General features: G+C 64.0%; 16 protein-coding genes and 1 riboswitch. Of the genes, 15 read left to right on the top strand and 1 reads right to left on the bottom strand.

Going from position 1 to position 12,897, the window contains the following annotated elements:
• Positions 1-16 precede the first annotated feature (16 nt).
• On the bottom strand, positions 17-1,813 hold the full coding sequence (gene thiC, locus V3C33_10470; protein ID XAS69716.1) for a phosphomethylpyrimidine synthase ThiC: 1,797 nt from the start codon (positions 1,811-1,813) through the stop codon (positions 17-19).
• Between the two features lie 15 nt (positions 1,814-1,828).
• A riboswitch (TPP riboswitch) is annotated at positions 1,829-1,936 on the bottom strand.
• 59 nt (positions 1,937-1,995) lie between these two features.
• Here thiC and V3C33_10465 point away from each other — a divergent pair.
• From V3C33_10465 to V3C33_10395, 15 genes are all read left to right on the top strand, one after another.
• The gene (locus tag V3C33_10465) at positions 1,996-2,496 is read left to right on the top strand and encodes a GNAT family N-acetyltransferase (GenBank protein XAS65943.1); all 501 of its coding nucleotides are present in this window, start codon (positions 1,996-1,998) and stop codon (positions 2,494-2,496) included.
• Between the two features lie 3 nt (positions 2,497-2,499).
• A complete protein-coding gene (locus tag V3C33_10460; protein ID XAS65942.1) occupies positions 2,500-3,609 on the top strand; it encodes an amidohydrolase family protein in 1,110 nt (369 codons plus the stop codon).
• A gap of 51 nt (positions 3,610-3,660) precedes the next feature.
• Complete coding sequence (locus V3C33_10455) at positions 3,661-4,536, top strand: VOC family protein (GenBank protein ID XAS65941.1); 876 nt, start codon at positions 3,661-3,663, stop codon at positions 4,534-4,536.
• A 103-nt stretch (positions 4,537-4,639) separates the two neighbouring features.
• The gene (locus V3C33_10450) at positions 4,640-5,077 is read left to right on the top strand and encodes a hypothetical protein (GenBank protein ID XAS65940.1); all 438 of its coding nucleotides are present in this window, start codon (positions 4,640-4,642) and stop codon (positions 5,075-5,077) included.
• A gap of 223 nt (positions 5,078-5,300) precedes the next feature.
• Entirely contained in the window at positions 5,301-5,714 is a 414-nt protein-coding gene (rpsP, locus tag V3C33_10445) for a 30S ribosomal protein S16 (GenBank protein ID XAS65939.1), read from the top strand.
• A 1-nt stretch (position 5,715) separates the two neighbouring features.
• Positions 5,716-5,958, top strand: coding sequence for an RNA-binding protein (locus tag V3C33_10440; protein ID XAS65938.1), 243 nt, complete (start codon positions 5,716-5,718; stop codon positions 5,956-5,958).
• Between the two features lie 121 nt (positions 5,959-6,079).
• Positions 6,080-6,673, top strand: a complete 594-nt coding sequence (gene rimM, locus V3C33_10435) for a ribosome maturation factor RimM (protein XAS65937.1) — start codon at positions 6,080-6,082, stop codon at positions 6,671-6,673.
• Entirely contained in the window at positions 6,674-7,480 is an 807-nt protein-coding gene (gene trmD / locus V3C33_10430; GenBank protein XAS65936.1) for a tRNA (guanosine(37)-N1)-methyltransferase TrmD, read from the top strand. It begins immediately after the preceding gene.
• A 292-nt stretch (positions 7,481-7,772) separates the two neighbouring features.
• Positions 7,773-8,150, top strand: coding sequence for a 50S ribosomal protein L19 (gene rplS, locus V3C33_10425; protein ID XAS65935.1), 378 nt, complete (start codon positions 7,773-7,775; stop codon positions 8,148-8,150).
• Between the two features lie 84 nt (positions 8,151-8,234).
• The gene (gene lepB, locus V3C33_10420) at positions 8,235-8,912 is read left to right on the top strand and encodes a signal peptidase I (GenBank protein XAS65934.1); all 678 of its coding nucleotides are present in this window, start codon (positions 8,235-8,237) and stop codon (positions 8,910-8,912) included.
• Positions 8,913-9,764: a signal peptidase I gene (gene lepB / locus V3C33_10415; GenBank protein ID XAS65933.1), complete on the top strand. Its 852-nt coding sequence runs from the start codon at positions 8,913-8,915 to the stop codon at positions 9,762-9,764. It abuts the gene before it with no gap.
• A 2-nt stretch (positions 9,765-9,766) separates the two neighbouring features.
• A complete protein-coding gene (locus V3C33_10410; GenBank protein XAS65932.1) occupies positions 9,767-10,432 on the top strand; it encodes a ribonuclease HII in 666 nt (221 codons plus the stop codon).
• Positions 10,433-10,534: 102 nt separating this feature from the next.
• On the top strand, positions 10,535-10,861 hold the full coding sequence (locus V3C33_10405; GenBank protein XAS65931.1) for a DUF2469 domain-containing protein: 327 nt from the start codon (positions 10,535-10,537) through the stop codon (positions 10,859-10,861).
• Between the two features lie 123 nt (positions 10,862-10,984).
• Entirely contained in the window at positions 10,985-11,341 is a 357-nt protein-coding gene (locus V3C33_10400) for a YraN family protein (GenBank protein XAS65930.1), read from the top strand.
• Positions 11,342-12,886, top strand: coding sequence for a YifB family Mg chelatase-like AAA ATPase (locus tag V3C33_10395; GenBank protein ID XAS65929.1), 1,545 nt, complete (start codon positions 11,342-11,344; stop codon positions 12,884-12,886).
• The last annotated feature ends 11 nt before the right edge of the window (positions 12,887-12,897 follow it).

Raw genomic sequence — 12,897 nt, 5'->3', positions numbered from 1 at the left:
ATCTGCACCCGGCGGGCTACTCGGGGACGCCGACGCCGATTGTTTCCGGCAGGTAGACCTTGCCGCCGGCGGCAAGGAATTCCTGGCTCTTCTCCCGCATCCCCGCCGCCATCTCGGCCAGCGCAGCCTGCGCCTCAGCTGAGCCGTACTCATCCCGGATGTCCTGGCTGATGCGCATCGAGCAGAACTTCGGCCCGCACATGGAACAGAAGTGGGCGGTCTTGGCCGGTTCCGCCGGCAGGGTTTCATCGTGGAACGCCTCGGCCGTGACCGGGTCCAGTGAAAGCGCGAACTGGTCGCGCCAGCGGAATTCGAACCGGGCCTTGGACAGGGCATCGTCGCGTTCGTGGGCACCCGGGTGGCCCTTGGCGAGATCCGCCGCGTGGGCCGCGATCTTGTAGGTGATCACACCCGTCTTCACATCGTCCTTGTTCGGCAGCCCGAGGTGTTCCTTGGGCGTTACGTAACAGAGCATCGCCGTGCCGTAGCGGGCAATTTCGGTGGCGCCGATGGCCGAGGTGATGTGGTCATAGCCCGGAGCAATATCGGTGACCAGCGGGCCCAGCGTGTAGAACGGGGCCCCCTTGCAGAGTTCCTGCTGGCGCTCCACGTTTTCCCGCACCAGGTGGAACGGGATATGGCCCGGGCCCTCCACCATGACCTGGACGTCGAATTCCCAGGCGCGCTGCGTCAGCTCGGCCAGGGTGTCCAGTTCGGCGAACTGCGCGGCGTCGTTGGCATCCGCCGTTGCGCCCGGCCGCAGTCCGTCTCCCAACGAAAAGGCGACGTCGTACTGTGCGAAGATCTCGCACAGCTCGTCAAAGTGCGTGTACAGGAAGTTCTCCTGGTGATGCGCCAGGCACCAGCCGGCCATGATGGCGCCACCGCGGGACACGATTCCGGTCACCCGGTTGGCCGTGAGCGGAACGTAGCGAAGGAGCACGCCGGCGTGGACGGTCATGTAGTCCACGCCCTGTTCGCACTGCTCGATCACCGTGTCCCGGTAGATTTCCCAGGTCAGGTCATTGGCCTCGCCGTTCACCTTCTCCAGTGCCTGGTAGATCGGCACGGTGCCGATCGGGACGGGGGCGTTGCGGATGAGCCACTCCCGTGTGGTGTGGATGTCGTCACCGGTGGACAGGTCCATCACCGTGTCAGCGCCCCACTGCGTGGCCCACTGCAGCTTGTCCACCTCTTCCGCGATGGAACTCGTCACTGCCGAATTGCCGATGTTGGCGTTGATCTTCACCAGGAATGCCTTGCCGATGATCATCGGCTCGGACTCGGGGTGGTTAATGTTGTTGGGGATGATGGCCCGGCCCGCGGCCACTTCGCTGCGGACCAGCTCCACGTCGCAGTTTTCCCGCAATGCCACGAACTGCATTTCCGGAGTGATGACGCCCTGCTTCGCGTAGCGCATCTGGGTGACCGTCTGACCTTCGACGGCGCGGCGGGGCACCGGCTGCGCGCCGCGCCACTCTGCGGAAGCTGCGCCGCGGCGGACGGCTGACTTGCCGTCGTCGAGCAGGTTCCGTTCCCGGCCGCTGTAGGGTTCCGTGTCGCCCCTTGCCGTAATCCATTCCGAACGGAAGGCCTCCAGTCCCACTACGGGATCACTTCCGGGGCCGGCCGTCCGGTAGATCCGGAACGGTGCATTCGCCTCCCCGTTGGGAGACTTTTCCAAAGCGATTTCTGTGACCGGGACGCGGATTCCTGTTGCTTCGCCTTCGATGAAGGCCAGGGAATGCGACTTCAGGGACTGGGTTTCTTCCCGGACAGTTGCACTCCGGGCTTCACTTTGGGCGGGGATCAGCTGTGTTTCTTGTGTATTCAATGAATACTCACTTCCTTCGCCGGCATTACCCGGACAGGTTCAACGGTCGCAGGCCGCGTCAGCCTGATCTCAGCCCCTGCAAGGGCACCCGTGTGGTCGTAGACGAAGCTACCACAGGCCGGCGGATGGATGGCGATAGGACTCAGTGTTACTGTGGCGGCGTGCATCAGATCAAGGGCGGGCATCAGGTTCGAATTGCAACGCCGGAAGATATTCAGTGCCTGCCGCAGCTTGAAACTGCGGCCGACCAGTTGCTTGAGAGGGAGCTGGGATCCGCGTCACTGCCGCCCGCGGCGACGGCCCCGGCCGGTGAATCACTGTTCGTGCTGGTTGCCGGAAAACCTCCGTTGGGCTTTGCCCGCGTCGACGAAGTGGACGGCCAGGCCCATCTTGAGCAGCTGTCGGTGCATCCCGGGGCGGCCCGGCGCGGGATTGGCCGCTCGTTGCTCGAAGCAGCCATACGTGAGGCCCGGCGCCTTGGATTCGGGGCGATGACGCTATGTACCTACGCCGACATCCCGTTCAACGCATCGTTCTATTCCACCTGTGGTTTCGAGGTGTTTCAGGATCCGGGTCCGGAACTCGCCGCACTCCGGATACACGAGAACAAAATGGGGCCGGACCGGTTTGGCCGCCGGGTGTCCATGCGGATTAGGCTTTAAACCATGGCCGGAATCATTGAATTCAGCGGAACGATCCTCACAGGGCCGGACCACGAACAGCGCGGTCTGTGGTCCGTGGACGGCAAACTGACCTTCAACCGGCCGGCGGCGCGTCCGGATGTACTTTTGGACGGCTGGGTAATCCCCGGGTTTGTTGATGCCCACTGTCATATCGGCCTGGGACCGGGCGGCGCAGTTGAGGACGAAGTGGCCCAGGAGCAGGCCGCAACAGACCGCAACGCCGGCACACTGCTGGTCCGCGACGCCGGAGCAGCCACCGACACCCGCTGGCTGCAACAGCGGAAGGACATGCCGCGGATCATCAGGTCCGGGCGGCACATCGCAAGATCGCGGCGCTATCTGCGGAACTTCGCGGTGGAAGTGGAACCGGACGGGCTCGTGGAGGCCGTCCGCAAGCAGGCACGTGCCGGCGATGGCTGGGTCAAACTGGTCGGGGACTGGATTGACCGGAACGCCGGTGACCTGTCAGCGTCCTTTCCGGCCAACGTCCTCAAGGACGCGGTCAGTGCCGCCCACGATGAAGGCGTCCGGGTGACCGCACATTGTTTCGCTGAAGACACGCTGGACGACATGCTCGACGCCGGCATCGACTGTATCGAACATGCCACGGGACTCCTGCCGCGCCACCTGCCGAGATTCGTGGAACAGCAGGTGCCCATCGTGCCCACTCTGATCAACATCGCCACGTTCCCGGGCATCGCGGTACAGGCTGAATCCAGGTTCCCCCGCTATGCCGCCCACATGCTGGCGCTGTGGGAGCGGCGCGGCGAACGGGTCCTGGAGGCCTTCGAAGCAGGAGTTTCGATTTTTGCTGGGACCGACGCCGGCAGCGTGATCAGCCACGGCAGGATCGCAGACGAGGTCCTGGCGCTTCACGCTGCAGGCCTGCCCGCAGCGGCGGCGCTCGACTCGGCCACGTGGAGGGCGCGGGAATGGCTGGGCGCGGAAGGCATTTCTGAGGGCGCCAACGCGGACGTGCTGCTGTGCGCTGAGGATCCAAGAAGACTCCTCGCCACCATCCGCAAACTCAAGCATGTGGTGCTGCGTGGCGAAATCATCCGTTGGAATAAATTGAAGCTTCAAGTAATTTAGGTAGGTAAGAGGTCAACGAAAGCCGGTGACCTGTGAACTCGGGAGCGTCCAATGTCTACAGAAGCCAGCAGCCAGGATCTTCTTCCTGCCGATCTCACAATGGGCACCGTGATGCTCAAGGTGGGCGACATGAAGCTGATGGCCGATTACTACCAGCGCGCGCTCGGGCTGGACATCGTGGCGGAACAGGACGGCGGCCTTTATCTGGGGCGGCGCCGGAAGCCTCTGGTCCACCTTGCTCCCGCGCCCGGCCTGAATCCCCCTGGACGCGGCGAGGCCGGACTCTTCCACACGGCGCTGCTTTTCGACGACCAGTCATCGCTGGCGGCCACCGTGGCCACCACCGCCCAGTTTGAACCGCAGTCCTTCACCGGCAGCGCCGATCACCTTGTCAGCGAGGCCTTCTACTTCAACGACCCCGAGGGCAACGGCGTCGAGCTGTACTGGGATCGGCCCCGCGAGGCGTGGTCCTGGGAAGGCAAGAACGTCGTCATGGACAGCCTTGCCCTGCCCCCGCAGCGGTACCTGCGGGAGCACCTGACCCAGAGCTCGGTGGACGGCCAGCGGGAGGCGGCCGCCGGCGTCGGGCATGTCCACCTTCAGGTGGGCGACGTCCAGTCTGCCCAGGATTTCTATGTGGATACCCTGGGCTTCGAGAAGACCGCAGGGTGGCACGGCCAGGCGCTGTTCGTCTCCGCCGGCGGCTACCACCACCACATGGCCATGAACGTCTGGAACAGCCGCGGCGCCGGCCCCCGGCGCGACACCCTGGGCCTGGGCGAGGTGCTTATCGAAGTACCTTCAGGCGACGACGTCGGCTCACTTGCCGACCGCCTGAAGGCCGCCGGAGTGGAATCGCACCACACCGGAGCCGAACTGCGCTTCGAGGATCCGTGGCGCAACAGGATCCGCGTTGCGGAGCGCTGACCTGCCAGCCCTTGTGGGTTAGGCTGATTCCGAACGGCCACAGGCAGGATTGGCGTCTGTCTGCACGGGCTGTCGCACCGTCTACGGAATGAGGATGTCTTCCATGGGATTCACCGAAATCTTTGTTTCCACGCACAATGAAGCGCTCAAGCGCGCCGGAGTTCTGGACGGCGGGGGAGCGGCATCCGGCGGTGGGCTGCGCATCCCGGGAATCAGCGACTTTGAAATCGAGCAGCTGGGCGATCTTGCCGGTGCGGCCGTCCATGCCGCAGGGGCAGACTACGAGCTGGCCATGGTGGACGTGGCCAGCGACTCCCTCCTGGGAGTGCCCGCTGCCATGGTGCGGGCCCTCGCAGAGCTGCTCAGCTACGAATCCGAAGGTGAAGGCAATGTCCTCGAGGAGGTCGCTGAAAAGTGGGCCGCGGAGGACGACATGCCCTTCGGTGCCGAGGACGCAAGAACCTACGTCCAGCAACTCGCCGAGCTGGCCAGCGGGATCGACGCAAACGACCGGACCGGGCTCTACGTCTGGTCGTCCTGATCCACAAACCGGCTCCGGGTGCGGCTAAATCCGCAAAAAGAGGGTCTCGGCGTGTGTCAAGTCGAAATCACGCCGCTGATCTGGCACAATAAACAGGTACTCGATCTGCGTGGCCCCTCTCTCCGCGTCCGGATCCTGTCCTTAGAACCCCCAAGTATGGCCCGCCCCACGGGTGCAGAACGTCGGGTTCAACCCCGTTTCAGAAACAGGAGTGACCACAAAAGTGGCCGTAAAGATTCGCCTTAAGCGCTTTGGCAAGATGCGCGCACCGTACTACCGAATTGTTGTTGCGGACTCACGCACCAAGCGTGATGGCCGTTCAATTGAAGAGATCGGCAAGTACCACCCCACCGAAGAGCCCTCATACATCGAGGTCGACTCCGAGCGTGCACAGTACTGGCTGTCCGTCGGCGCCCAGCCGTCCGAGCAGGTTGCCGCGATCCTCAAGATCACCGGTGACTGGCAGAAGTACAAGGGTCTCCCGGGCCAGGAAGGCACCTTGAAGACGAAAGCCCCCAAGGTTCCCTTCGTTGCCCCGGAAAAGGGTTCCGTGATCATTCCGGAAGCCATCACCAAGAAGGCTAAGGCAGCCGAGGCTCCCGCTGACGCTGAAGCAGAGACCACCGAGGCTGAGTAAGTTGCTGGCAGAAGCGCTCGAACACCTGGTCCGCGGGATCGTTGACAGCCCTGAGGATGTCAAGGTCAGCGCCAAGAACAACCGCCGCGGGGATACCCTCGAGGTGCGCGTTCATCAGGAAGACCTCGGTCGGGTAATCGGCCGCCAGGGCCGCACCGCACGTGCATTGCGCACCGTGGTTGCTGCACTGGCGGATGGCGAGGCGGTCAGGGTCGACGTCGTCGACACCGACCGCCGCCGCTGACGCAACTGCAACACTTGTCTTAAGTCCGGCCCCTTCACCAGCTAATGGTGGAGGGGCCGGACTGTTTTCAGCAACAGAATCCCCAGAACAACACGACACGAATCCCGGAACAGAGGAACACATGCAGCTTCAGGTGGCACGAATCGGCAAGCCCCACGGCATCCGCGGCGAAGTGACGGTCCAGGTGTTGACCGATGCACCCGCAGACCGCTTTGTTGAAGGCACCGAATTCGTGGTGGAACCGGCGTCCGCCGGGCCGCTGACTGTCATCAGTGCACGCTGGAACAAGGACATCCTGCTCCTTGCCTTTGACGGGTTCGAAACCCGCAACCAAGCCGAAACTCTGCGCGGAGCCAAGCTCTTTGTTGAAACCGAAGAACTCGAAGACAACGACGACGAAGGCTGGTACGAGCACGAGCTCCTGGGCTTCGAGGCGCGTGTGGGAACCCAGGTGGTGGGAAAGATCTCCGGGCTGAACACCCTGCCGGTCCAGGATCTCCTGGTTGTTGAAACCCCGGACGGCAAGGAGATCCTCATCCCGTTCGTGGAGCAGATTGTTCCTGAAGTCAACGTGGCCGAAGGCTACATTCTGATCACCCCGCCGCCGGGGCTTTTCGAGATCAACACCGATGACGCCGGTCCGCCCGCCGCAGCCGGGGAAGCCAATGCCGGAGAGGCCGGGCACGGCACCCCCGGGGCCGGAGACACGGCGTAAATGAGAATCGACGTCGTCAGTATTTTTCCGGAGTATCTGGCGCCCCTGAAACTCTCACTGATCGGAAAAGCACGCCAGGATGGCCTGTTGGACCTCAATGTCCACGACCTCCGTGATTTCACCACCGACAAGCACCGCTCGGTGGATGACACGCCCTACGGCGGCGGCGCCGGCATGGTGATGAAACCGGAGCCGTGGGCGCAGGCGCTGGCTTCGGTGGCGGCTGCACGCCCCGCGCGTGCCGGCAAGCCGGTACTTATCGTCCCGTCGCCGGCGGGGGAGCGCTTCACCCAGGCCTTGGCCCATGAGCTGGCCGAAGAGGACCAGCTGGTCTTCGCCTGCGGCCGCTACGAGGGCATCGACGAACGCGTCATCGAATGGGCGGAAGATCACTTCACGGTGCGGCCCGTGAGCCTGGGCGACTACGTTCTCAACGGCGGCGAGGTTGCTGTCCTGGCAATGGTGGAAGCCATCGGCCGGCTCCTGCCAGGGGTTGTGGGCAACCCCGAGTCACTCGTGGAGGAATCACACTCCGACGGTCTCCTTGAATATCCTGTCTACACCAAACCCTCCAGCTGGCGTGACCGTGAGGTTCCGCCGGTCCTCCTGAGCGGTAACCACGGCAAGATCGCCCAGTGGCGCCGGCATGAACAGTACCGCCGGACGGCGGAGCGCCGCCCCGACCTGCTTGAGACGTTCGACGCCGGAAAGCTGCCCCGCGCGGACCGCACCGCTTTCGCGGATCTGGGGTACGACGTCGTCGACGGTCGCCTTAGTGCCCGGCCCGACGCGCACGGCGATTCCTGACAGCTCCTTCCCTGGCTAGGGAAAGCTGATCAAAGTTATCTAGGAATGTTGGAGAAACCCAGGTGATGTTGGGGAAAGTTAGGGAATGTGGCAGAATTAGTCCTTGTGTCTACTGGGTCCGCACCTGCCACAGGGGGAGCGCAATCAACAGCTGGACACCCCGGTACCGTCAAGCAGTGACGGAGCCGGACCAAAAAACTTTCGACGGTAATTTCCGGCCGGTAAAACGAGTCCGGGCCTGACCGCCGTGACCCAAAGTGAATGACCCGTGGCGTTCACCAGGAGTGGATTTATGCATATCCTCGATTCCGTAGACGCAGCCTCGCTGCGCACCGATGTTCCCGTCTTCCGCGCGGGTGACACCCTCAAGGTTCACGTGAACATCATTGAAGGCAAGAACTCCCGCGTCCAGGTATTCCAGGGCTTCGTCCTGGGCCGCCACGGCGACGGCCTCCGCGAGACCTTCACGGTCCGCAAGGTCTCGTTCGGCGTCGGTGTAGAGCGTACCTTCCCGGTACACTCCCCGATCATCGACAAGATCGAGGTCGTCTCCAAGGGTGACGTCCGCCGCGCCAAGCTTTACTACATGCGCGATCTGCGCGGCAAGGCTGCCAAGATCAAGGAAAAGCGCGACTTCCTCACCACGAAGTCCGCGAAGGCTGCCAAGTAAGCCTCCCTGGTTTACACCGCGGGTCCCCGCTCCGTACCCGGCCAGCGCCGGAGTTATTCGCCGCAGTGCCACAGGATACGGATCATGGACCAGACAGAACGCCAGCCCAGGAAACTGGGCTGGCGTTTTGCGTTTCCGGCCCTTGCCTTGGCCGTGGCCATCAGCGGGCTGGTCCGGTCACTGTGGCTGGACGTCTATTACATTCCCTCCGAATCGATGGAACCGCTGTTTTGGTCCGGCGACAGGATCCTGGTATCCCGGACCGATTTCCACGCGGAGCCCATCCGGCGCGGCGACGTCGTGGTGTTTGACGGGCGGGGCACTTTTGCGCCGCTCAACAGCGGCAGGGGACCAGTCCAGGATGGGGTCGCTGCCGCGGGTCATTGGCTGGGCCTCACCGGAAGCGATACCACCTACGTCAAGCGCGTCATCGGGCTCCCGGGGGATCACGTCATCTGCTGCGACGCCGGGCGGCGGCTCACAGTGAACGGCCAGCCGCTTGCGGAACACTATCTTTACCAAGGAGATGCGCCGAGCAAGCAGAAGTTCAGCGTGATCGTGCCTGAAGGAAGACTATGGCTGCTCGGCGACCACCGTTCCAAATCCGCGGATTCCCGCAGTCTGCTCGGGGCGCCGGGTGGCGGCATGGTTCCCGTGGAACGCGTCATCGGCCGGCCGGTCCGGATCCTTTGGCCTCTTGATAGATTTACGGAAGTGCCACGGCCGCCCGCGGCCGGAACAACTACAAAGGACGGACAGTAGATGCCCGAGAACCAACCCCGGACACCTGATCCGCAGCGCGGCGAGGCTCGAGGACTCCCGGGCATTCCGGAAGACCAGGATGCCGCCGGTCACCTGAAGGCTGAGCCTTGGAAGCCTGAGCCGGCGACGGCCGGAACTCCGCGTTCTGGGCCTGCGCATTCCGTGTCGTCGGGTGCCAGGCGCAGCCCGCTGCTTCTCTGGCTGAAGGAAGTCGCCACCGTGGTGGTGATCGCCGTTGTGCTTTCCTTCCTGATCAAGACTTTCCTCTTCCGCGCTTTTTACATCCCTTCTGAATCCATGGTCAGCACACTGGACGTGAACGACCGCATCTTCGTCAATCTGCTGGTTCCGGAACCGTTCGCCTTGTCCCGCGGCGACGTGGTTGTGTTCAAGGACACCAAGGGCTGGCTGACCCCAACCCCCGAGAAGAGCGACGGCCCGTTCACCTGGGTCCAGGACAGCCTGACGTTTGTTGGCCTGCTCCCGGACAATTCCGAACAGCACCTGGTCAAGCGCGTGATCGGGCTCCCGGGAGACCATGTGATCTGTTGCGACGCGGACGGACGACTCACCATCAACGGATCGACACTCGACGAGACCTATGTAAACCCCGCCGAAACACCGGAAATCCGTAACTTCGACGTTGTCGTCCCGGCTGGCAAGGTATGGGTCATGGGTGACAACCGGAACCACTCCGCGGACTCGCGCTCCCATGCGGAATCCAACGGAGGCTTCGTCGATATGGCCGATATCGAGGGTAAGGCCGCCGTCATTGCGTGGCCGCTGAACCGGCTTTCGTCCCTCGACAACTATCCGGACGTATTCCGGAACGTACCCTCCGCGGCCGGATAGCAGTGTCCGCCGCACCCACCCTCGAGCATGAGCGTGCCTTCCTCGCCCACGGCGTGCGGTTCCTCGCGGGCGTCGACGAAGTAGGCCGCGGAGCGCTGGCCGGTCCCGTGAGCGTGGGGATCGCCGTCGTTGATCTTCAGCAGCAGGAACTGCTGGCCGACGTACGTGACAGCAAACTCCTCAAACCCGCCGACCGCGAACGTCTGGAACCCCTGGTCCGGGACTGGAGCGTGGCCTCAGCCGTGGGGCACGCCTCCGCGCAGGAGATCGATTCGCTTGGAATTGTGGGCGCTCTGAGGCTGGCAGGTACCCGGGCATGGTTCGAGGTCCTGAGCACGGGCATCACTCCGGACGTGGTGTTGCTGGACGGCAGCCACAATTGGCTGTCACCGGTCTCACAGCCCTCGCTCTTTGAAGAGCCCGCCGCGGATCCCGGCTGCGACGCCCCAGTCCACACCCGGATCAAAGCCGATATGCAGTGCCTGAGCGTGGCCGCCGCAAGCGTCCTGGCCAAAGTGGAACGGGACCACCGGATGCAGGAACTCCACGGAGAATTCCCGGACTTCGGCTGGAACGTCAACAAGGGCTACGGCACGGCATCCCACCGTGACGCCATCCGGGCGGCCGGCCCCACGCCCTACCACCGGGTCAGCTGGCGGCTCCTCTGACAGTTTAGACGGGGGCTGCTTACGCGGCTGCTTGGCGGCGGCTTTGGCGCCGCAGTGTCCGTCAGTGCGCTTCCTGCCCGCTCCATGGTGCAAGATGGAACCATGAGTGCCGAGGACCTTGAAAACTACGAGACAGACATGGAGCTGCAGCTCTACCGTGAGTACCGCGACGTTGTCAGCCTGTTCAGCTACGTTGTCGAGACCGAGCGTCGTTTCTATCTGGCCAACCACGTTGACCTGCAGGCACGCAGCGCGGACGGCGAGGTCTACTTCGATCTGACGCTCCAGGACGCGTGGGTGTGGGACGTTTACCGCTCGGCGCGGTTCGTCAAAAGCGTCCGGGTCATCACGTTCAAGGACGTTAACGTCGAAGAACTTCCGCGCAACGAAGAACTTGCGCTGCCCAAGGACGTTGACCTCGGCAACTGACCCCGTCCGCCAGGCCGCGGCACTCTTCCTCCACACGCCGCTGTATCGCAGGGTTTCCCACATAGCGAAATAACAGTCTGTCCACCGTGATCATGCCCCCTCAGGCTGGTTGCGGAGGTAGAAATGAAAGCCAAAGACTTGCTGGGCCGGCGCGGGGAAGAGCTCGCCGCCGGATATCTGGAATCGCTGGGCATGCTGATCGTGGAGCGCAACTGGCGCTGCCCCGAAGGCGAAATCGACATCGTCGCGCTCGACGGTGATGCCCTGGTAATCGCGGAAGTAAAGACCCGCAGATCGCTGGCCTATGGCCACCCGTTCGAGGCCGTGGGCCCGGACAAGCTTGCCCGACTGCACAGGCTGGGATCCGCATGGTGCCGCGACCGTGAACTCAGAATGCCGCTGCGCCGCGTGGACGTCATCGCCGTGGTGGACGACGGCGGCGGCGAACCTGTCCTGGAGCACCTCAAGGGGGTGGGGTAGTTGGCTCTCGGCCGGAGCTACTCCGTGGCTCTCGTGGGGCTCAACGGGTACATCGTCGAAGTTGAGGCGGACATCGGGCAGACGCTTCCGGCTTTTGTCATCCTCGGGCTGCCGGACGCTTCGCTGAATGAGGCCAAGGAGCGGATCCGTTCCGCCGCGCAGAACTCCGGCATCCCGCTCAGCCGCCGGAAGATCACCGCCAACCTGATTCCCGCGTCGTTGCCCAAGCGCGGTTCGGGCTTCGATCTCGCCATCGCGATGGCGGTGCTGCTGGCGGCAGAGGACATCAGGTCCACCAACCGGACTGTCTTTATTGCCGAGCTGGGCCTGGATGGCAGGCTGCGGCCTGTGCGGGGTGTCCTTCCGGCCGTTATGGCTGCGGTGCAGGCAGGCTACCCGGACGTGGTGGTTGCCCAGGCCAACGCCGCAGAAGCTGCCCTGGTGCCCGGCGCGCGGGTCACCGGATACAAGACCCTTGCCCGGCTTGCTTTCGATTTCGGAGCAGACCCGCTGGAGCTGGCCCTGGACTTTGAGCCGGAGGACCAGCCGGGCATGCCGGCAGGTGACGGCCCTCCGGGGCTGGTTCCGGACATGTGTGACGTCTCCGGCCAGGGCGATGCCCGCCGTGCCCTGGAGGTGGCCGCGGCCGGCGCCCACCACCTCTTGCTGACCGGACCTCCCGGGGCGGGAAAGACCATGCTGGCTGAGCGGCTTCCGGGACTCCTGCCTGATCTGGGCGATACGGCGGCCATGGAAGTGACGGCCATCCACTCGCTGTGCGAACTGCCATCCTCCGCTGTACAGCTGATGCGCCGGCCGCCCTTCGAGAACCCGCACCACACGGCGACTTCCGCCGCGATCATTGGGGGCGGGTCCGGGCTGCCCCGCCCCGGAGCGGCCTCGCGGGCGCATCGGGGCGTCCTGTTCCTTGACGAGGCTCCGGAGTATGAGCGCCGTGTCCTGGACGCCCTGCGCCAACCGTTGGAGAGCGGCGAGCTGGTGATCCACCGCTCAGCCGGCACCGCAGCCTATCCGGCGCGGTTCCAGCTGGTCCTTGCCGCCAATCCGTGCCCTTGCGGCAAGGCCTCCGGTAAGGGACTCGACTGCACGTGCACACCCATGATGCGGCGCCGGTACCTGGCGCGGATGTCAGGACCGCTGCTGGACCGTGTGGACATCCAGCTGCAGGTGGAGCGTGTATCCCTTGCCGATTTCGGTCAGTCCGGGGCCGAGGAGAATACGGCCGCGGTCGCGGGACGTGTGATCGCTGCCCGCGAGCTTCAGCTGCAACGGCTCCGGCCCCTTGGCATGGAAACCAACTCACAGGTGCCGGGCCGAGTCCTACGCGGCGAATTAAGGCTTGCCGCACCCACCACCCGAATTCTGGACCACTCCCTTGAACGGGGAGTTCTCACAGCCCGCGGCTACGACCGCGTATTGCGCCTGGCCTGGACGCTGGCAGATCTGGCCCGCCGTGACAAACCGGACCTCAATGACATTGGACAGGCACTCAGCCTCCGGCAGGCTGGGTCAGCCGCCGCGTGAAAGGAACAACC

It is taken from the genome of Micrococcaceae bacterium Sec5.7, from assembly GCA_039636785.1.
Classification (GTDB): Bacteria; Actinomycetota; Actinomycetes; order Actinomycetales; family Micrococcaceae; genus Arthrobacter.
The sequence above is the reverse complement of the archived record's forward strand: the minus strand, read 5'-3'. Positions and strand labels throughout refer to the sequence as shown.